Source organism: Citrobacter sp. LUTT5 (assembly GCF_009905315.1).
Classification (GTDB): Bacteria; Pseudomonadota; Gammaproteobacteria; order Enterobacterales; family Enterobacteriaceae; genus Citrobacter; species Citrobacter freundii.
The window spans coordinates 1173283-1194426 of record NZ_CP047606.1; the positions used below are offsets into that span (position 1 = coordinate 1173283).

The 21144-nt window shown below is 51.0% G+C and carries 15 protein-coding genes; 10 read left to right on the forward strand and 5 right to left on the reverse strand.

The window, feature by feature from the left end; all coding sequences use genetic code 11:
* Positions 1–216: 216 nt before the first annotated feature.
* Together evgA and GUC46_RS05565 are read left to right on the forward strand one after the other, a co-directional pair.
* On the forward strand, positions 217–831 hold the full coding sequence (gene evgA, locus GUC46_RS05560) for an acid-sensing system DNA-binding response regulator EvgA (protein ID WP_003839762.1): 615 nt from the start codon (positions 217–219) through the stop codon (positions 829–831).
* Between the two features lie 4 nt (positions 832–835).
* Positions 836–4078 carry an ATP-binding protein gene (locus GUC46_RS05565; RefSeq protein WP_160179884.1) on the forward strand — a complete coding sequence of 1081 codons (3243 nt, stop codon included), beginning with the start codon at positions 836–838 and terminating at the stop codon, positions 4076–4078.
* A gap of 74 nt (positions 4079–4152) precedes the next feature.
* On the opposite strand, the gene GUC46_RS05570 is transcribed toward GUC46_RS05565, so the two are convergent.
* Complete coding sequence (locus GUC46_RS05570; protein WP_008321509.1) at positions 4153–4785, reverse strand: YfdX family protein; 633 nt, start codon at positions 4783–4785, stop codon at positions 4153–4155.
* A 281-nt stretch (positions 4786–5066) separates the two neighbouring features.
* On the opposite strand from GUC46_RS05570, the gene GUC46_RS05575 reads away from it, so the two are divergent.
* Together GUC46_RS05575 and GUC46_RS05580 are read left to right on the forward strand one after the other, a co-directional pair.
* Positions 5067–5663, forward strand: coding sequence for a DUF308 domain-containing protein (locus GUC46_RS05575; RefSeq protein ID WP_044699615.1), 597 nt, complete (start codon positions 5067–5069; stop codon positions 5661–5663).
* Positions 5663–6010: an HdeA/HdeB family chaperone gene (locus GUC46_RS05580; RefSeq protein ID WP_008321512.1), complete on the forward strand. Its 348-nt coding sequence runs from the start codon at positions 5663–5665 to the stop codon at positions 6008–6010. The genes GUC46_RS05575 and GUC46_RS05580 overlap by 1 nt, the downstream gene beginning before the upstream one ends.
* Positions 6011–6218: 208 nt before the next feature.
* Here the strand turns inward: GUC46_RS05580 and GUC46_RS05585 are convergent, their stop codons facing one another.
* The 4 genes from GUC46_RS05585 to GUC46_RS05600 all read right to left on the reverse strand — a co-directional run bounded on the left by GUC46_RS05585 (position 6219) and on the right by GUC46_RS05600 (position 12464).
* Positions 6219–9335, reverse strand: coding sequence for an efflux RND transporter permease subunit (locus tag GUC46_RS05585; protein ID WP_160179886.1), 3117 nt, complete (start codon positions 9333–9335; stop codon positions 6219–6221).
* A 28-nt stretch (positions 9336–9363) separates the two neighbouring features.
* Positions 9364–10518, reverse strand: a complete 1155-nt coding sequence (locus tag GUC46_RS05590) for an efflux RND transporter periplasmic adaptor subunit (protein ID WP_057102113.1) — start codon at positions 10516–10518, stop codon at positions 9364–9366.
* A gap of 280 nt (positions 10519–10798) precedes the next feature.
* Entirely contained in the window at positions 10799–11365 is a 567-nt protein-coding gene (locus tag GUC46_RS05595; protein ID WP_003839775.1) for a Slp family lipoprotein, read from the reverse strand.
* A 244-nt stretch (positions 11366–11609) separates the two neighbouring features.
* The gene (locus GUC46_RS05600; RefSeq protein ID WP_003839777.1) at positions 11610–12464 is read right to left on the reverse strand and encodes a MurR/RpiR family transcriptional regulator; all 855 of its coding nucleotides are present in this window, start codon (positions 12462–12464) and stop codon (positions 11610–11612) included.
* 293 nt (positions 12465–12757) lie between these two features.
* Here GUC46_RS05600 and GUC46_RS05605 point away from each other — a divergent pair, with 293 nt between their 5' ends.
* The 6 genes from GUC46_RS05605 (at position 12758) to GUC46_RS05630 (ending at position 21139) form a co-directional block, all read left to right on the forward strand.
* Positions 12758–14263 carry a CoA-acylating methylmalonate-semialdehyde dehydrogenase gene (locus tag GUC46_RS05605; protein WP_061547963.1) on the forward strand — a complete coding sequence of 502 codons (1506 nt, stop codon included), beginning with the start codon at positions 12758–12760 and terminating at the stop codon, positions 14261–14263.
* Positions 14264–14274: 11 nt separating this feature from the next.
* Positions 14275–16200 carry a 3D-(3,5/4)-trihydroxycyclohexane-1,2-dione acylhydrolase (decyclizing) gene (gene iolD, locus GUC46_RS05610; RefSeq protein WP_160179889.1) on the forward strand — a complete coding sequence of 642 codons (1926 nt, stop codon included), beginning with the start codon at positions 14275–14277 and terminating at the stop codon, positions 16198–16200.
* A 343-nt stretch (positions 16201–16543) separates the two neighbouring features.
* A complete protein-coding gene (iolG, locus tag GUC46_RS05615) occupies positions 16544–17530 on the forward strand; it encodes an inositol 2-dehydrogenase (protein ID WP_003845960.1) in 987 nt (328 codons plus the stop codon).
* A 38-nt stretch (positions 17531–17568) separates the two neighbouring features.
* Complete coding sequence (locus tag GUC46_RS05620; protein ID WP_003839787.1) at positions 17569–18498, forward strand: sugar ABC transporter substrate-binding protein; 930 nt, start codon at positions 17569–17571, stop codon at positions 18496–18498.
* 53 nt (positions 18499–18551) lie between these two features.
* Positions 18552–20099 (forward strand): sugar ABC transporter ATP-binding protein, encoded by a 1548-nt coding sequence (locus tag GUC46_RS05625; protein WP_048998702.1) that lies wholly within the window; start codon positions 18552–18554, stop codon positions 20097–20099.
* An 11-nt stretch (positions 20100–20110) separates the two neighbouring features.
* On the forward strand, positions 20111–21139 hold the full coding sequence (locus GUC46_RS05630) for an ABC transporter permease (RefSeq protein ID WP_003839791.1): 1029 nt from the start codon (positions 20111–20113) through the stop codon (positions 21137–21139).
* The last annotated feature ends 5 nt before the right edge of the window (positions 21140–21144 follow it).

Here is a 21144-nt window from a genome sequence, read left to right on the forward strand (position 1 = left end):
ATGGTTTGATATTTAGATAGGCTCAAGGTTTAAAATTTGTAAATTACAGTGTTGCGTTTATACTTTGTTCTGCATTTTTATAAAAAATGAATAAAATATACGCGTGATTATGTTAGGATTTACCTGATAAAGCCTTATTTTCAGAAACTATAATGTTGAAGGCTCGCCTGCTCTACAGCCATCGCCTCTCTTTATTTATCGGGATTCTTATACGCAATGAACGCGATAATCGTTGACGATCACCCATTGGCACGCATTGCCATCCGCAACTTACTCGATACTAATGGTATCGCTGTGACCACCGAACTCGACAGCGGAGATCAAGTGGTTCAAACCGTTGAAAAAACTAAGCCGGAGCTATTGATTATCGATGTAGATATTCCCGGTATCAGTGGCATCGAAGTGCTGGAGCAGCTGAGAAAGCGGCACTATGCTGGTGTAATCATTATCATTTCAGCCAAAAATGAATTTTTTTACGGCAAACGTAGCGCCGAATACGGTGCCAACGGATTTGTGAGTAAAAAAGAAGGTATGAATAATATTCTTGCCGCAATCGAAGCAGCAAAAAATGGCTATAGCTATTTTCCCTTTTCCCTTGAGCATTTTACTGGTTCATCCGTCAGCGAGCAGGATAAGCTTGATACGTTGTCGAATCAGGAAATGAGAGTATTGCGTTATATCCTTAATGGCATGGATTACAGCTCAATTGCCAGCAAAATGAATATCAGTAATAAAACAGTGAGTACCTATAAAAGCCGGTTGATGGAAAAATTAGATTGTTCATCATTAATGGAAATTTATGATTATGCGCAGAGAAATAAAATAGGATAGAGTAATGCTGGAACGCTTGTTTATTTTTTTGATGGTCATATTTACCATCGGGTTGTCTACGGGTGTAAGCTCAGCTCGGCAAGTTGAGCTAAAAAGTAACTATAATACTTCAGTACAAAATATCAGCTTGAACAGGGAAGAAACAAACTGGTTAGCGCATAAAAAAACCTTGGTTGTTGGTACCTGGTTACCTGAAGTCTCCCCCATTGTTTATCAAAATAGCGGCGAATATTATCGGGGAGTCAACGCAGATTACCTCGCGTTAATGCAAAAGAACCTCAATCTAAAAATCATTATAAAGCAGTATGATAATGAGCAAGAGGCGCTGGCCGCGCTCGCCAGTAACGATGTTGATACACTGATTACTCAACTGTCCCGACGCCAGGATGTTGGCGGAAATTTGTTGCGTACTTCGGTATTGCTGACGACGTGGCCGACGCTTGTAACATCGCTAAAAAACACTATGCTGCCGCTGACCACGAACCATCAGGTTAGCGTCGCGTGTGTGCGGGATTGCCCTTTTCTCGATGTTATCCAGGGGGCCTTTCCTGAGGCTAAAGTCTCATTTTATGACGACGAGTATCAGGCCATGGCCTCGGTAGTGAATGGTGATAACCAATATTATATTGGTAACAATATCACCAGCAGCCATTGCATCTCTCGATACTTCTCACAATCACTGGTTATTACGCACTACTTTGATAAGCAAGAACAATATAATTATTTTGTCGTTAACGAAGATCAGCCGGTATTAAGAAATATTCTTGATGGTTTCATTACGTCAATCAGTAATGAAATTCATATGCAAGTCATGCAGAACTGGCTGAACCGCGGCAACCTGGCCTATCTGAATGCACCTATACCTTTCACCGCTCAGGAAAAAGCGTGGTTGAAGAAAAAGCATGTCATCCGCATTTTAATCAACCCAGATTACCCGCCCTATACGCTGGTCGATCGCAGCGGTGAATTACGCGGTATTCTTGGCGATTTACTGAATATTATTCATCTGCAAACGGGGCTCGATTTTGAACCCATTTTAGCTAACTCTAAAAGTGAGCAGACAAAGCAAATAAGCGGCGAACAGTGGGATATGTATCCCACTATCACGCTCACTCATCAAAACCCGTACAATTCGACCTTTAGCGATCCTCTGATGAATGTGGCATTTGTGATGATCACTTCCCGTGAGGAAACCGCCGACTCGCTACTGGAGAAGCCGATTCGTATTGCGCTACCTGCCGGGCATGTACTGGAAAGCGAGCTGAAGCAACGCTATCCGCAGGCCACCTGGGTTAATGCTGATACTGGCAGTGTTGCGATGGTCATGGTCAAGGAGGGCAGCGCTGATGCGGCAATTGCTACCGAATTGTCAGCAAGGTTTATGGTCGATCATTACTATCAGAAAAATATGCACTTTTTTAGGCTTCCAGATATGCCTGGTGCCTCTGTAAGTTTTGCGATTTCTTCTCACGAGCCTATGTTGAAGTCTGTTATGGATAAAGCGCTACAGGCCATACCGCCACGTGAGATTTTGCAGATGACGGAGAAGTGGTCGAAAATTTCCAATACGCAGGTTGATTTATGGAGTCGATATAGCAAACAGTTCTATCAACTGGGGATATTCGCGCTGCTGCTGATAGCGATTAGCCTGATCTGGGGGATCTCACTCTCCCGTGAGGTAAAGAAAAGGAAACTATCTCAGCGGCTACTGGAAGAGCAGCTTCATCTCAAAGAGGCATTATCTCAAGAACTGGAAAACGAAAAGAATAAAGCGATTGAAGCAACCAAGGCCAAAAGTCGCTTTCTGGCGAGTATGAGCCATGAATTACGTACCCCGGTAAGTTCGATTGTTGGCTTTGTGGAATTACTGTCGAGTTCAGAACTCAGCCCGGCACAGCGAAAAGAGGCGATTGCCCTTACCGGGGCGACAGCCCAGTCATTGCTTGGGCTGATCGGTAAGATTCTGGATCTGGATAAGATTGAGTCTGGTAAATACCAGGTTGTTCCTCAATGGACGGATCTCTCGCAGCTCATTGAATTGCAGTGCCACTCTTTCGATGCTTTAGCCAGACAGAAAGGAATTACGCTGGCTTGCGTTAGCCAGTTGCCGGCAAACGAACGGGTATTTGTCGATCAGCAGGCTTTGCGGCAAATTCTCACCAACCTGGTAGGTAATGCGTTGAAGTTTACCGAGCAGGGCAGTATTCATGTGACGGCCCGTTTGACGCCTGACGGGGAGAATCACGGTACCCTGACCATTGCCATTAGCGACACCGGTTGCGGGATTAGTGAAGAGGAGCAGGCGGGGCTGTTTCATCGTTACGCTCAGGGGCGTTGCGGGCGTCAACAAACCGGTTCCGGTCTGGGGTTATTTATCTGTAAAGAACTGGTGACGTTGATGGGCGGGACGCTGGAGTTGATGAGCGTCCCGTTGCAAGGAACCACGTTTACCATAACGCTGCCGGTTGAAACGGCTCGACAGTCGATTGTACCGGATGGCGATGCGCCTGGTACTCTGTTACCGCTTCCGTGTCTGTCTATTTTGATTGCAGACGATAACCCAACCAATCGCCTGCTGCTCAAGCGACAGTTGAATGCCATTGGCTACAACGTGGATGAAGCGTGTGATGGGGAGGAGGCAGAAGCCAAACTGGCGAAAAAATCGTACGATCTGCTGATTACCGATGTAAATATGCCGAAAAAAGACGGGTTTGATCTCGCGGCTTCGCTACGTCGTCAACAGCCGAATTTACAAATATGGGGACTGACGGCCAGCGCACTTCCACAGTCACGCGATCGATGCCTGCAAAATGGTATGAATTTGTGCCTGTTCAAGCCTGTGTCGATTCAGACACTGACACATGAGTTGAGTAAAATCGAAACCGGTTATTCGTCTCCTTGTTCAATCCGGCATTTGAAATTCAATGTGTTGACGGAGAATACCGGCGGCGATCGCGCACTAATGAACGAGATTCTCGAGACATTTCGCGAGGCAACGCTGAATGATATACAAGCGGCTGAGAAAGCTGTTCTGCAAGATGAACCTCAGCTGTTTTTGCGCGCTCTTCACCGGTTGCATGGCTCGGCGCAAATTCTGGGCATCACTGCGCTACAAAACCTGTGCGAACCTTTCGAATCCAGACGGCATGACGATCTTCCTCTGGCAGTACGCCAGGAGGCATTGCAGAAGATTATTGCTGTTATGCGGGAAATTGAGATTGAGATAGACAGTCTGATTAGCCATTAATCCCCCTGATCGGGTGGCCGTAGCTGCCCGATCAGGAGAGAAAGTCCTGGTTCAACACTCCGTAGTGCTGAGTATTACTGGCCTGCGCCGATCATCTCACTATCGATCACAATACCTTCTTCAGCACCTTTAAGCACAAGGTTTGCTTCATAATATTTACCGGAAGACAGCAGTTTTTGCGCGCTGGCAACGGCTTTACGAGTCTGATTTAGGGGCATCAGGTATTGGGTCTGAAGCACGCTGATACCAGCCAGTTGCAGGGTATCCACTGCACCTTTCCAGTCGCCTTTGGCCATTTTGCCATTCGCTGTTTTGATAGCGGATTCTTTGGCTGGAGTGGCAATATAGTCTTCTGACAGCGCGATCGTAGCGTTAATAACCACGTACTGATCGTCAATCATCTTGGCTTTAGGCGCAGTTTTTACAAATTTCGCCCAATCTTTGCTGTCGCCTGCCAGCAGGGAAGCGGCGTCATCGGTTAATTTTTTAGCGCTGTCAGGCTGTCCATGAAACAGGGCCAAACGAGCAAGCTGAATATCACGCATCGCATTTGCGCCTTGCACTGCGACCTGCATAATATCGGCAGCTTCTTTTTGTACATTTGCGGTAGTAGCTTGCGCCGGAGTAGTTGTGGTAGCAGTAGCAGCCATCACTGGTGCTGAACCCATCATGGTTGCAAGCACACCCGCAAGAATAATCTTTTTCATTACTTTCTCCTGAATAAATTTGGTATATGTCACCAAACGCAATAAGCATATTAAATAATGTTAAAGAGCGAAATCAGAACCACGATAGAATAATGACCGTTTAATCTTACAAGTGTCAGATGTCTGACATGTGTAGGAATATACGCATAGCGACATTCTCTTGTTCTTATATACGCTTCCTTAGCGGAAGTCTTATCATTCCATTGTAAGTAACATATGTTGAGTGAGTAATAATTCTTGTGTCAACAGGTTACATTGCGTTTATGTATAACGGAGGATGTATGTTTGTTTTTAATCAGCGTAGCCTGAGAGCGTTTAATGAAAAAACACTCGTTCATTATAAAAAGCATGCGACGATTATGGCGGTGTTGATGTTGATTTGTGGCATCTGCTGCTTGATTTATCCGATTGCTGCAGGTGTTTATTTAAGCTATGCAACTGGCTTTATGTTCCTGGTATGTGGTTTTTATTCTATTTATAGCCTGTTTAGCTCAAGTAAAAAGCAATTGAAAGCCAAATTTACCTATGCCTTTTTTGCTATCGCGTGGTTACTGCTGGGTTACTGTTTCCTGGTGAATCCTGTGATAGGCATGAATTCATTGGCAATGGTATTTTGCTGCCTGTTTATTCTGGGTGGTATTTTTCGTATCGCATCTGGGGTCAAACTGTTCCACAGCCCAGGTTATGGATGGAACATTTTTATTGGTATTTTTGACCTGCTTATTGCCGGCGTCTGGCTGAATATGGATCCCGACAGATCGTATGTATTTACCTCAATTTTTATTGGTGTCGAGATGATCTTTAGTTCTTTAGCTTTTATCAGTCTGCGTAGAAATGCGACGCTGGTAAAAACTGATAAGCTCGCCGATAAAAATTAATGCTACCTCTGGAGCGCATAGTGAATATTAAAATGATGGTTTCTGCAGCTATTCTTGTGACCTCTGTTATGGCGCCAATGACCCGTGCTTTTGCTACTCAGGCAACGGAAGCTGCGCCACAAGATATGACCTGTAAAGAATTCGTTGATATGAGTCAGCAATACAAGACGGCAATTGCCTTTGTGATTGTTAATAAAAATTCGGACTTTAAAGGCGATGATTATGTTCCCCTGCATGAGGTGGAAACGGAAGCTGTACCGAAAATGGTTAAAATGTGTCATCAGCATCCGAATACAAAACTGGGTGAACTGGCTGTAAATCTGAAAGGTTCCGGTCTGCACTATTGATTAACCGTTTTGATAGCCTGGCTTTAGTTAGAATTGACAACCTCTGTACCTGCCCCAGTTGTTCCCCTACAAGAAAAGTCCGCGTAATGCTTACCCTGCTATCCACGAGAAACTCGCTGGATAGCCGTGCCCGCTAATAACTGTAGACCTGACAAATGAAGTCCCATCCCTGGATTTAATAATCTAAACCCAGGGATAGGGTAGGGGATCAACGTCGGGCTTTAAATCGCGCTAACGTATTTTCAACGAGTACAAAGAATACTGGAACAAAATAGATCGCCAGTACCGTCGCGGCCAGCATCCCACCGATAACCCCCGTACCGACGGCATTTTGCGCGCCAGAGCCCGCGCCGTTGCTTATTGCTAGTGGAATTACCCCCAGGATGAAGGCCAGTGAGGTCATCAGAATAGGACGTAAGCGCATTTGCGCGGCTTCCACCGCGGCTTCAAGCGGCGTTTTCCCTTCTTTCTGCATAATCTCGACGGCAAACTCGACGATCAAAATAGCATTTTTAGCCGATAGCCCCATCGTGGTGAGTAGGCCGACCTGGAAATAAACATCATTGCTCAGGCCGCGCAGATCGGTGGCCAGCAACGCGCCGACCACCCCGATTGGCACAACCAGCATCACCGAGAACGGGATCGACCAGCTTTCATACAGCGCCGCCAGCGCCAGAAATACGACGATCAGCGAAATGCCGTACAGCATTGGTGCCTGGTTTGTGGATAGCGCCTCCTGATAAGACAGACCGGTCCAGGCATAACCGACGCCTGCGGGCAGTTTATTAATCAGCGATGCCATAAATTTCATCGCATCACCGCTGCTTTTCCCTTCTACCGGCTGACCCAGAATTTCCATTGCTGGCTGACCATTGTAGCGTTCAAGGCGTGGAGAGCCGTAGGTCCACTCGGTTGATGAGTAGGCGGAAAGCGGGGTCATCGCGCCAGAGGCATTACGTACATACCAGTGATTAATATTATCAGGCAACATACGGAACGGCGTATCGGCCTGGACATACACTTTTTTTACGCGCCCCTGGTTCAGGAAATCATTGACGTAGCGACTACCGAACGCGGTGGAGATGGTCTGATTAATATCCGATAACGCAACGCCCATAGCTTCAGCCTTTTTGGCGTCGACGTGAATGCGGAACATCGGCGTATCTTCTAGGCCGTTTGGGCGCACCCCGTCGACCTCACCTGAGGACTGATTGGCCAGAGCCAAAAGCTCGTTTCGGGCCTGCATCATTTTTTCATGCCCAAGATTACCGTTATCCAGCAACTCCATATCAAACCCTGATGCGGTGCCCAATTCCGCGACCGCGGGTAAATTGAACGGATAAACGACGGCATTATTGATGGTACTTAAGGCCATCATTGCCCGTCGAATAATGGCGGTAACCGAGTTTTCTTCGCCAACGCGTTCTGACCACGGCTTCAGGCTGATAAACGCTAGGCCATTATTTTGTCCCTGACCGCTGAAACCAAATCCGCCGACGGTGAAAACAGAAGCAACGTTTTTCTGTTCTTTCGTCAGGTAGTAGTCCGTTATTTCCCCGAGCACTTTGCTGGTGTTCACCATCGTTGAACCTGAGGGCAATTGCGCCGTGGTCATGAATACCCCCTGGTCTTCTTCAGGCAAAAAGGAGGTCGGTGTACGTAAAAACAGCACCATCATGCCCGCGCCAATGACTAAGTAAACGACCATGTAACGGCCCGTGCAACGTAACAGTTTTCGGGTGCTGTCCGTGTAGTGCTGAGTGCATTTCTCCATGAAATGATTGAATTGGGTAAACAGAAAATGCGTATTTGCCTGCTCGTCATCATGTGCTTTTAACAGCATGGCGCAGAGTGCTGGCGTCAGGCTCATCGCCACAAACACCGACAGCAGCATGGAGGAGATCAAGGTGATGGAAAACTGACGGAAAATTTCTCCTGTCGCGCCGCTCATAAATGCCATCGGCATAAATACGGCGGATAACACCACGGCAATACCAACCAGCGCCCTCTGGAGCTGGCCCATTGCTTTATGTGTTGCCGCTTTTGGAGACAAGTGCTCTTCAGCAATAATACGTTCTACGTTCTCAACCACCACGATAGCATCATCGACTAACAACCCTATCGCCAGCACCATGCCAAACATCGTGAGCGTATTAATCGAAAAACCGGCGACGTCGAGAATGGCAAAGGTGCCGAGGATAACCACCGGAACGGCGATAGTGGGGATAAGCGTCGCACGAAAACTTTGCAAAAACAGGTACATGACGAGGAATACCAGAATGATTGCCTCGATCAAAGTATGAAAAACACCCTGAATCGAAATTTCGATAAACGGCGTGGTGTCATAGGGATAAACGGTTTTCATGCTGGCCGGAAACCAGGCTGATAATCTGTTCAGCTCTTGTTTAACAGCCTGGGACGTTTCAAGGGCATTGGCGCCTGCGGCAAGTTTAATCGCAATCCCGGCGGCGGGTTTGCCGTTGTAACGTGCAACCGTGGCATAATTTTCCGCACCCAGCTCAATGCGTGCGACATCGCGCAGCAGAACCTGAGAACCATCTTGCTGAACTTTAAGGAAGATCTTGCCAAATTCATCGGTTGTTTGCAGACGCGTCTGGACAATTATCGACGCATTTAATTGCTGATCGGCTGACTGAGGCATGCCCCCCAGTTGCCCGCCAGATATCTGATTATTCTGTACTTTGAGCTGGGTAATGACGTCCTCGGGAGTGAGGTTATACTTGTCGAGCTTTTGCGGATCCAACCAGATGCGCATGGCGTATTGCGAACCGAATAACTGCACGCTCCCCACCCCGGCAGTGCGGCTTAGCGGATCTTTAATGTTCGAGGCCACATAGTCGGCAATATCATATTGGCTCAGGCTGTTATTATCAGAGATAAAACCGGCGACCATTAAGATATTGCTGCTGGATTTATCAACGCTGATCCCTTGCTGTTGTACTTCCTGTGGCAAGGAAGGCATCGCCAGCTGCAGTTTATTCTGTACCTGAACCTGCGCAATATCGGGTGACGTACCCGTTTTGAAGGTCAGGATAATCGAGGCATTACCTGCCGCATCACTGGTGGATGACATATACATCAGGCCATCAAGACCATTCATATTCTGTTCAATCACCTGGGTGACGGAGTCTTCAACGGTCTTTGCATCTGCCCCGGGGTAGGCCGCGCTGATGGTAATGGTTGGGGGCGCAATTTGTGGATATTGGGCGACTGGCAGGTTCATTATCGCGATACCGCCCGTAAACATCATGATAATAGCGAGCACCCAGGCGAAAACCGGGCGCTCAATAAAAAAGTTGGCCATAAAGAAAGTGTCCTTAATACCTGAAATATTACTGTTCAGCTACCGTGTCAGGTGTGTTCAGTTTTGAAGGGAGGACCCGGGCTTTGCTTCCCGGACGAATTCTTTGTAATCCGGACACAATGACCCGATCGCCGGGGCGTAATCCCGCGGTCACTAACCATTGATTACCAACGGCCTTCACTGCGTTTATTTCACGCAGTTGCACTACGTTTTCCTGGTCAAGGATCAGCGCGGTGGCTTTTCCTTGTTCGTTGTGCGTAATTCCTTGCTGGGGGACCATCAACACGTTTTGTTGACTGCCTTCGTCCAGCAACGCAGTGACATACATGCCGGGTAAAATTTCACCTTCAGGATTGGGAAATACGGCGCGCAGGGTTACCGAACCGGTGGTCTCATCAACAGCGGGATCGGAAAACTCAAGCGTACCGGTATGGCGATAGGGTTTGCCGTTTTCCAGCATCAGCTCAACCGGAATTTTGCCTTGTTGCTGGGCAATTTTGCCGTTAGCTTTCTCTTCTTTCAGGCGTAAGAAGTCCTGTACTGACTGCGTTAAATCAACATAGATCGGATCTAATCTCTGAACGGTGACCAGCGAGTTTTCCTGATTGGCAGTAACCAGGGCACCCACGGTCACGGAAGATTTGCCGCTAATGCCATCAATGGGCGAGGTAACATTGGCATATCGAAGATTGATAGTGGCTTGTTCAAGATCCGCTTTAGCGACGGCAACATTGGCTTGCGCTTCATTAAGCTGTGAACGCGTGGTGTCATAGTCCTGGCGGCTGACGTAATTAGATTTTATTAATGCTGACTGCCGATTTAGTGTCAGACGAACATTATTGGCGGTAGCCTGTGCCTTTGCCAACGCGCCTTTGGCTGAGTCCAGTCGTGCCTGCAGTGGGGCTGGATCAATTTGATACAGTGATTCTCCTTTGCTGACTTTATCACCTTCAACAAAGTTGCGTTTTATGATGATCCCACCAACCTGAGGGCGGATTTCGGCGATCTCGAACGCAAGCGCGCGACCCGGAAGTTCACTTTTAATATTTACTGAGGAGGGGGCTAAGGTAACAACGCCGACCTCGGGCTCCATGGTGGTTTTTACTGCAGGTTTATTATCGCAGGCGGTGATGATGACGCTACTAAAGAATAATGGTATCAACAGTAAGCATTTTCTGTTCATAGTAATCCCTGAATAATGTGTAAACACAAATGTTCTTTTATTGCATGCAGGGTGGGGGAGTTGTCGGTAAATAACAAAAGATGGTCAGGCATGAGAAGGGTAAAGCCCATTTCTTCGCTAAAGAATTAGCGGTTAAAAATTATATGTAACAGGAAGAATGCATGTTAAGCGAAGGATCTCCTGAAGCAGGATGGCGCAATAAGATAAACGCGGGGTAATGAGAAGGGTTGTTTGCCAACACCTGACTCCGGAATATAGTCGCGCCATCTTACCTCTGGGATTATTTCACTAGCTCCGGAGTTACCTGAGTTACTGTATTAGCGTAGTAAGGCGCTCCCCACATCGGCTCTGGCCAGAACGCACCGTAACCATAATCCCACATATTATAAGTGGTGTTGACAGACTCAGTTAAATGCCAAACCTGGATACCTTGTAAATCAACTTTAACAAAGTTGTACGGGACTTTGTTGATGAAACCTGACTCATCTCCTTGAATTGTTCCCAAAATAGTCACGAAATGGTTTCTGTAGTTTACCGGATCGAGGAAACCTTTCTGCTGGGCAAGAATACGTCCCTGATAGCTCGCGTCAATTTGTGGCTTAGCAGAGTCGTTCAGTGGCAAAACGGCGATTTCCAGCAACGTATCTTTTTTGGTGTTAATCACATTGATGACTTTACCGCCAAAGCGGGCCTGCTGACCGGTATATAAACCAGGCTGGTTATGCACGGAGATAAAGTTTTTTTGGATATCGGGTTGATTATTACCTTTGATATTCTCAGGAATGGCGGCACATGATGCCAGGGTGAAAGCAAGGGCAATAATCATCAACCCTTTTGTATTTTTCATTTTACTTTCCTGCTTAAAAAAGACAGGGCTATAGTAAACCTTTGCGTATTATTGTCAGCACACGCATTGTTGATTATCTAAAATTAATATAATTGTAGCTCATGGTAATAACGGATTGTATTTTATCCGGTCGCTGAATGATGGTGATATTTTCAACGACCATAAAAGTAACTGCAGACATCACGATTTCACGTCACGCTGGCGGGAATGTAATAAAGCGGATCATCAATTTTCGCGTCGCTCATCAACCGACAGAATGACCGCGTTCATTACTCCCGTCACCTAGCCGGTAAGCCAGCGCCACGACCAGTGACTGTACCAGGCACAGCGTCGCTGACTGGGAGCGAAACGCGTCGACCTGCGCCTCTTTCACCACAAAGCAGAGATCGCTGAACGTTGCCAGCGGGCTTATCTGGCTGTCGGTAATCACGATCTGGCGCGCGCCGGCATTGGCTGCAGTTTCGCTGACCATCACCGTTTCTTCCGCATAAGGCGAGAAGCTTATCGACACCACGATATCGCGCGCTTTAATGCGGTTAATCTGCTCGCGCAGCATTCCGCCCATTCCGTCGAGCAAAATAGGGCGACACTCAAGATGGCTCAGGGCGTAGGTGAGATAGGCGGCGACGCTAAACGAACGACGTAGACCGGCGATGTAAATGGTGTCGGCTTCTGCCAGCAATTGTACGGCGCGTTCCAGCATTTCAGGTTCGGCACGGGCTGCCAGCTGCTGGAGCGCTTGAGTATTCGAACGGGCGAACTCCTGCAGGATATCGAGCGGGGTTTCCGGCACGGCTTCGCTTTCCATCTCACGGAACATGCGCGCGCGGTCGCTGTAGCTGGCGGTTTCCTCCACCAGGTTCATACGAAACAGCTGTTTCATTTCGTTGAAGCCGGTGAAGTCAAAGGCATTGGCGAAGCGGATCAGCGTTGAGGGTGGCACTCCGGCACGTTCAGCAATGACGGCAACCGTATCAAAGGCCACGCTATTGGTATTATCCAGCACATAGCGGGACACCTGCTGCAGCCTCTTACTCAGGCTATCGTAGCGATCGCGGATTTGCTGCTGCAGCTCGTTCAGGCTGGTTGCTGTTGTCATTTTACCTCCTGGTACATAGTTTTATGATTCTAAACGCAAAACCGCGTCTTTGAAATGTCACTCATTCATCTGGCTGTAAAAACGAAACAAAAGCTTCAGGTTTGCCGTTCGCTGAAACGTTCTGCCAGTGCACGCTAATCATGCGATTCCGCTTGTTAACATAAAAACCCATCCTTGATCACATTAATCATTATTTATTTTATTTCAACTTAAAATGGAATGTTTGTTTCATATATAGTACACAGATAACAGTGTTCAGGTAACAGTCACGTATCAACAGCGAGAGGTTAAGGATGGAGACAGTAGCGAATTTTATCCACGGCGAATGTGTCACCGGTTCAGGCCAGCGCGTTCAGGCAATCTTCAACCCGGCCACCGGCGAGCAGATCCGCCAGGTGGTGATGAGTACGATACAGGAAACCGAGCAGGCCATTGCGGCAGCGCACGACGCATTCCCCGGGTGGGCGCGCCATTCTCCGTTAAAACGTGCGCGAGTGATGTTCCGCTTTAAGGCGCTGTTGGAAGAAAACATGGAGAGGCTGGCTCGCATCATCAGCGAAGAGCATGGCAAGGTGTTCTCTGACGCAGTTGGTGAGCTGACCCGCGGCCTGGAAGTGGTGGAGTTTGCCTGCGGCATCCCACATCTGCAAAAGGGCGAACACTCAGCCAACGTAGGCACCGGCGTCGATAGCCATTCGCTGATGCAACCTCTCGGGGTTTGCGTCGGGATCACGCCGTTTAACTTTCCGGCAATGGTACCGATGTGGATGTTCCCCATCGCGCTGGCAACCGGGAATACCTTTGTGCTGAAACCCTCGGAAAAAGATCCTTCTCTCGCCCTGGCTCTGGCGAAACTGCTGCAAGAGGCGGGCCTGCCGGACGGCGTGTTCAACGTCGTACAGGGAGATAAAGAGTCCGTCGACGTGCTGCTGACTGACCCGCGCGTGCAAGCCGTGAGCTTTGTCGGCTCTACGCCGATTGCGGAATACATTTATCAGACAGCGTCAGCCCACGGTAAGCGTTGCCAGGCGTTAGGTGGTGCTAAAAATCACTGCATTTTAATGCCGGATGCCGACATGGATATGGCGACCAACGCCATTATGGGTGCCGCTTACGGCGCGGCGGGTGAACGCTGCATGGCGCTTTCTGTCGTGCTGGCGGTGGGTGATAAAACGGCAGATGAGCTGTGCTCGAGACTGGAAAAACAGATTGCGGCGCTGCGTGTCGGGCCGGGGCTTGATCAGACACCGGAAAACGAAATGGGACCGCTTATCTCCTCGGTGCATCGGAATAAAGTGCTCGGGTATATCGACAGTGGGGAATCGCAGGGGGCCAGCCTGCGTGTGGATGGTCGGCATTTTAGCGTCAAAGGTCATGAGCAGGGCTATTTTGTTGGGCCGACCCTGTTTGATAACGTCACGCCGGAGATGACCATTTATAAAGAAGAGATTTTTGGACCGGTGCTTTCTGTGGTGCGCGTAGCAGATTACAGCAGCGCGGTGGAACTGATTAATCGTCATGAATATGGTAACGGCACGGCAATTTTCACACGTGATGGCGGCTGTGCGCGTCGTTTCTGCGAAGAGGTGCAGGCGGGCATGGTGGGCGTTAACGTGCCTATTCCGGTGCCGATGGCGTTCCACAGTTTTGGCGGCTGGAAGCGGTCCATTTTTGGTGCGCTCAATGTTCACGGCAATGATGGCGTGCGCTTCTATACCCGGATGAAAACCGTCACCGCACGCTGGCCGGAGATGCTGCAGGACACAGGGGCAGCGTTCTCCATGCCAACGCTGGGCTGACAGGAGGGGTTATGCAAACCGAACGTATGACCATGGCTCAGGCGCTGGTCAAATTCCTTAATCAACAATATATCTGTGTCGATGGCGTGGAAACGCCCTTTGTCGAGGGTGTCGCCACCATCTTTGGTCACGGTAATGTGCTTGGCATTGGCCAGGCGCTGGAGCAGGATCCCGGTCATTTGCAGGTGATGCAGGGATGTAATGAGCAGGGAATTGCGCACATGGCGACCGGATTCGCCAAACAGCATCGGCGCCAGCGTATTTTTGCCGTGACGTCATCGGTTGGGCCGGGAGCGGCGAATATGGTGACTGCCGCGGCGACCGCAACGGCGAACCGTATTCCGCTGTTGCTGTTGCCCGGGGATGTATACGCCAGCCGTCAGCCGGACCCGGTATTGCAGCAAATTGAGCAATACCATGACCTTGGCATCAGCACCAACGACTGCTTCCGCCCGGTCTCGCGTTACTGGGACCGGATTAACCGCCCGGAGCAGTTAATGAGCGCGATGCTAAACGCGATGCGAACGCTTACTGACCCCGCAGATACTGGTGCCGTGACCATCTGCCTGCCACAGGATGTACAGGGAGAAGCCTGGGACTATCCACAGAGTTCCTTTGCGCGCCGCGTTCATCTGATTGAACGTCGACCGCCCGACCCACAGCGTCTGGCGATGGCGCGGGCGCTGATTGCCCGCAAACGCCGTCCGCTGGTGGTATGTGGCGGCGGGGTACGATATTCCGGCGCGTATGAGGCGTTTCGTACGTTTGTTGAAACGCTGCAACTGCCGTTTGCCGAAACTCAGGCCGGAAAAGGCGCACTGGTTAGTGACCACCCACTTAACCTCGGAGGCATTGGAGTAACTGGAGGGATGGCAGCGAATCAGCTCGCACCGCAAGCCGATCTGGTGATCGGCATCGGTACGCGCCTCACCGACTTTACCACCGGTTCGAAAGCGCTGTTTTCTCATCCGGAGGTTGAGTTCCTGCTGCTGAATGTGGCGGAGTTTGACGCGCTGAAGCTTGATGCCACCGCGCTTATCGCCGACGCCCGTACCGGGCTTACGGCGTTAACTGAAACGCTGAAAGACTACCGCAGCGATTGGGGGAAGGAGGTCACGCAGGCGCAGGCGGCCTGGCGCAATGAGTGCCAACGTTTATGGGATCGCGACTGGCGTCCCGACGACGAACCCGAAGTGGCAGGGCATCTTGACGCTCAGTTGGCGGAATATGGCGACACGCTAAACACCCGGTTGACCCAGACGAAGGTGCTGGGACTTATCAATCAGCACATTGAAGATAACGCTATCGTCGTGGGGGCCGCTGGATCGCTGCCAGGCGATTTACAGCGTATCTGGCAGGTCAAAACCCCGGACAGCTATCACCTGGAATACGGCTACTCCTGTATGGGCTATGAAATTGCGGCTGCTATTGGGGCCAGGCTGGCGAAGCCACAGCAGCCGGTTTATGCCATGGTGGGGGATGGCTCATACATGATGCTGCATTCCGAGCTACAAACCGCCGTTCAGGAGGGGATAAAAGTCACTATCCTGTTGTTTGATAACGCCAGCTTCGGGTGCATTAACAACCTGCAGATGGGGCATGGGATGGGGAGTTTCGGTACGGAAAACCGCCACCGCAACCCGCAAACCGGACGGTTAGATGGACCGTTGGTGAAGGTCGATTTTGCCAAAAACGCGGAAAGCTACGGCTGTCGGGCATGGCGCGTACATGACGAGCAAAGTCTGCTGGCGGCGCTGGAAGCCTCCCGTGTGCATTCAGGGCCTGTGCTGCTGGATATCAAAGTTCTGCCGAAAACCATGACCCACGACTATGCCTCCTGGTGGCGCACTGGCGATGCGCAGGTGGCAGACTCTCCGTCGGTGCGAAAAGCGGCTGAGCAGACGTTTGAGCAGGTGAAAAACGCACGCCAGTACTAAAAGCGATTAATGCCGGATGGTGCTGCGCTTATCCGGCCTACAGCGGATTCTATCTCCTGGCCGGATAAGGCGTTAGCGTCGTCATCCGGCAACCTGCGACAACGAAATTTTCATTTCATTTTTCCTTTCTCTTCATCCATCACCTCCTTCCTGAACGGAAGGGGGCCAATTCCTTCATCTTTCCTGTCTTTATGTTGTGATATTGATAACAAATTTTATCTCGATCATCTCAAAAGTGTTAACTTGCACCCAAAAATATAATTTTCACTATTTATAAAAATGAAATAAATGTTTTATTTAAAGGGTCGTTAGTTCATCGCATTCACCAACACCGGGAGCCGTTATGTTTAACATTGCTTTACTGGGCGCTGGCCGAATTGGCCAGGTACATGCAGCTAACATTGCCAGTCACAGTGCTACTACCCTCTGGTCGGTCGTCGACCCGAATCAGGAATTTGCCACTCGTCTTGCCACACAGTACCAGGCTCGTTTGCAAAGCCTGGATGAGGCGATGACGGACCCTAACGTTCACGCCGTGCTGATTGCCTCCGCGACCGATACCCACGCGGATCTGATTGAAATGGCCGCACGCCACGGCAAAGCCATCTTCTGTGAAAAGCCGGTCCACCTGGATCTGGCCCGTGTACGCGACTGTCTGAAAGTGGTCAAAGAGTACGACGTACCGTTGTTTATCGGTTTCAACCGCCGCTTCGATCCGCAATTTCGCCGAGTGAAAACTGACGCACTGGCCGGGCGTATCGGTAAGCCGGAATCGCTGCTGATCATCTCCCGCGATCCGTCGCCGCCGCCTGCGGAATATGTGCGTGTATCCGGCGGTATGTTCCGCGATATGACCATCCACGATTTTGATATGGCGCGCTTTATCATGGGCGAAGAGCCGGTTTCGGTGTATGCCCAGGGCAGCAATCTGGTGGATCCGGCGATTGGCGAAGCGGGCGATATCGACACCGCGTTCATCGTACTGAAATATGCCTCCGGCGCGATGGCGACCATCGTCAACAGCCGCCGTTCTTCTTACGGATACGATCAGCGCCTTGAGCTGCACGGCTCTGAAGGGCTGCTGTGCGCGGGCAATATTCTCGAAAACCAGGTGCAGCATTACGGCAAACAGGGCTGCACCAGCGCGTTACCTGAACACTTCTTCCTGCAGCGTTATAAATCGGCCTATGCCGCGGAATGGGAACACTTTGTTGCGGTACTGCGCGGCGAAGCGGTCCCTGATTGCAGCGGGGACGATGGCGAGCGTGCGCTGTATCTGGCGGATAAAGCGCTGGAGTCACTGCATAGCCAGCGTGAAGTTCTCCTCTGATTGTCACCACAACCTACCCTACACAGAGAGACATAATAATGAAAAAATTGATCTTAGCTGTCCTCATCGCCATGACATCCGGGGCAGCCATTGCTGAAAATGAGCAAATTGTTTTCAGTACGCCAAACCTGGCGATGCCATTTGAAGTTCACATGCAGCGCACGGCGGTGAAAGCCGCAAAAGAGATGGGCGTGAATTTACAGGTCCTGGACGGGCAGGGTAGCTCGCCAAAACAGGTCGCTGACCTGGAAAACGCCATAACTCGTGGCGCACAGGGCTTTATTGTTTCGCCGAACGATGTCAACGCGGTATCCAGCGCGGTAGATGAAATTCAGGATGCGAAACTGCCCGTGGTCACGCTCGACCGCTCCGTTGACAGCCAGAAAAAAGTGCCGCACTTCGGCGCGAACAACTACAAAGGCGGCCAGGCGATTGGCGACTTTGTCAAAACCAAATTCCCAGACGGGGCAGACATTATTCTGCTGACCGGCCAGCCAGGCTCCTCCTCCAACATTGAACGTACTAAAGGTATTCGCGACAGCCTGAAGGCGGGCGGTGAAAAGTACAAGATCGTTGCCGACCAGACGGGTAACTGGATGCGTTCTGAAGGGATGCGCATTGTTGAAAGCGTGCTGCCTTCGCTGCCGAAACGCCCGCAGGTGATCCTCTCCGCTAACGACGATATGGCGCTGGGCGCGATTGAAGCGTTACAGGGACAAGGACTGAAGCCGGGTGAAGTTCTGGTCACGGGCTTCGATGCCGTGCCGGAAGCACTGGCGCGTGTGCGCGACGGTTGGCTGGCAGTGACGGCGGATCAACGTCCTGGCTTTGCGGTGAAAACGGCCATGAGCCAGTTGGTGAATAACGTCCGTGAGAAGACTGCGATCACCGGGGCTGACTACCCGCCAACGCTTATCACCAAAGAGAACCTGCAGCAGGCCGAGCGTATTAGTGAGGCCGGTAACTGATATGTCCGCAGCCGCCGCGCAAGTGGCGGCTCTCTATGAGGAGGAGCAGACCGATGTCGCAACCCTTACTGAAAGTGACCGACCTGGCGAAAAGCTTTTCCGGTGTTTGGGCGCTGAGCAGCGCACAACTGACTGTCGGAGCAGGCGAGATTCATGCGCTGTTAGGTGAGAACGGTGCCGGAAAATCGACCCTGCTGAAAGCGCTGGCGGGCGCACAGCCGCAAACACGCGGGGATATTTGGTTCAACGGCGAAACATTGCCGATAGAAGACTCTCCGGTTGAGCGGCAGAACAAGGGCATTATCACGATTTATCAGGAATTTAATCTGCTGCCCAATATGACCGTCGCCGAGAATATGTTCCTCGGACGCGAACCGCGTAAACGCAATCTGATTGTGGACGAAAAGGCGGTAAATCAGGAGGCGCAGGTCATTCTGGATTACCTGCAACTGAACGTTGCGCCAACCACAGCCGTGGCCCGACTGAGCGTGGCGCAGCAGCAAATGGTGGAAATTGCGCGGGCGCTGACGTTGAACGCGAAGCTGATCATCATGGACGAACCTTCCGCCGCGTTGAGCGATAGCGAAGTAGAAAGTCTGCACCGGGTGGTGCGGGAACTTAAAGGGCGTGGTGTGAGCATTATCTACGTCACCCATCGCCTGCATGAAGTTTTTCAGCTCTGCGACCAGTTCACCGTTTTCCAGGATGGGCGATTCACCGGTAATGGTGCGGTTGCACAGACCACCGTAGAACAGCTGATCCGTCTGATGGTGGGGCGCGATGTGGCCTTTAATCGCCGCCCGGCCAGCGAAACTCACCATGAAGATAAACCTGTGCGTCTGGCGGTGAAGGGGCTTAGCCGCGAAAAACCGCCGCTGGATCCGCATGGCATCGCGCTGCACGACATTAGCTTCCACGTGCATGCTGGCGAAGTATTAGGTATTGCCGGACTGGTGGGTGCCGGGCGCACCGAAGTGGCCCGCTGCCTGTTTGGCGCCGACGGTTTTACCTCCGGCAGCTTTGAACTTGATGGCGTGCCGTATCAGCCGCGCGATCCGCTGTTTGCGCTGGATCAGGGGCTGGCGCTGGTACCGGAAGATCGTAAAAAAGAGGGTGCAGTGTTGGGACTGTCGATCCGCGACAACCTGTCGCTCTCCAGCCTGTCGTCACTGCTGCACTGGCGCTGGTTTGTGAATACCCGCAAAGAAGATGCCCTGATTGAGTCTTACCGCCAGGCGCTGCAGATCAAAATGGTCAACAGTGCGCAGGAGGTGCGCAAGCTCTCCGGCGGAAACCAGCAAAAAGTGATCCTCGCGCGCTGCATGGCGCTTAACCCTCGGGTGTTGATTGTGGATGAACCGACGCGCGGCATCGATGTTGGCACCAAATCAGAAGTCCATCAGGTGCTGTTTGATATGGCGAAAAAGGGCGTGGCGGTGATTGTGATCTCCTCCGATCTGCCGGAAGTCATGGCGGTTTCCGATCGGATCATCACGTTGAGTGAAGGTCGGGTGACTGGCGAGATCCACGGCGATGACGCCAACGAAGAGCGGCTAATGACGATGATGGCCATCAACCATAACGCCCTGAATGCGGCATAACGGAGTGACTCATGACGCAGATTATTTCTAAAACGCAGGTTCCAGCCAAACGCGGTGGACGTCTTGATCCCATTGCCTTTTTTGAGCGCTTTGGGGTGCTGATTTTTATGATCCTGCTGCTGATTTTCTTTCAGTTGCAGAACAGCAATTTTCTTTCTGAACGCAACATTTTCAACATTCTGACCGAAGTCTCCATCTACGGGATCATGGCGGTGGGGATGACGTTTGTCATTCTGACTGCCGGCATCGATCTGTCGGTGGGCTCTATCCTGGCGGTCTGCGCTATGACCGCCGCGTATGTGATCAAGGGCGACAACTTCACCACAGTCGATCCGAACGCCTGGGGCGGCATGAGCTGGCTGATTGGTCTTGGTATCTGTATGGCGATGGGCACCGCGATTGGTTTTCTGCATGGCCTCGGCGTGACCCGCCTGCGTCTGCCGCCGTTTATCGTCACCCTCGGCGGGATGACCATCTGGCGCGGCCTGACGCTGGTGATCAACGACGGCGCGCCGATTGCCGGTTTCGACGCGGGATACCGCTGGTGGGGACGCGGCGAACTGCTCGGCATTTCGATTCCAATCTGGATCTTTGCTCTGGTCGCTATTGGCGGTTACCTGGCACTGCATAAAACCCGCTGGGGGCGCTTCGTATACGCCATCGGCGGCAACCCAGAGGCGGCGCGTCTGGCAGGGGTCAATGTGAAGCGCGTGCTGGTGAGCGTCTACGTGCTGATTGGCTGTCTGGCGGGGCTGGCGGGCTTCATCCTCAGTGCGCGTTTAGGTAGTGCGGAAGCGGTCGCCGGGATCTCCTTTGAGCTGCGCGTCATCGCTTCGGTGGTCATTGGCGGCACGTCGCTGATGGGGGGCTACGGACGCATCGGCGGCACCATTATCGGCTCGATCATCATGGGCATCCTGATTAACGGTCTGGTGCTGATGAACGTCTCGGCTTACTACCAACAAATTATTACCGGCTTAATTATCGTTCTGGCGGTGGCGTTCGATACCTACGCCAAGAGCCGTCGCGGCGCACTGTGAGGATC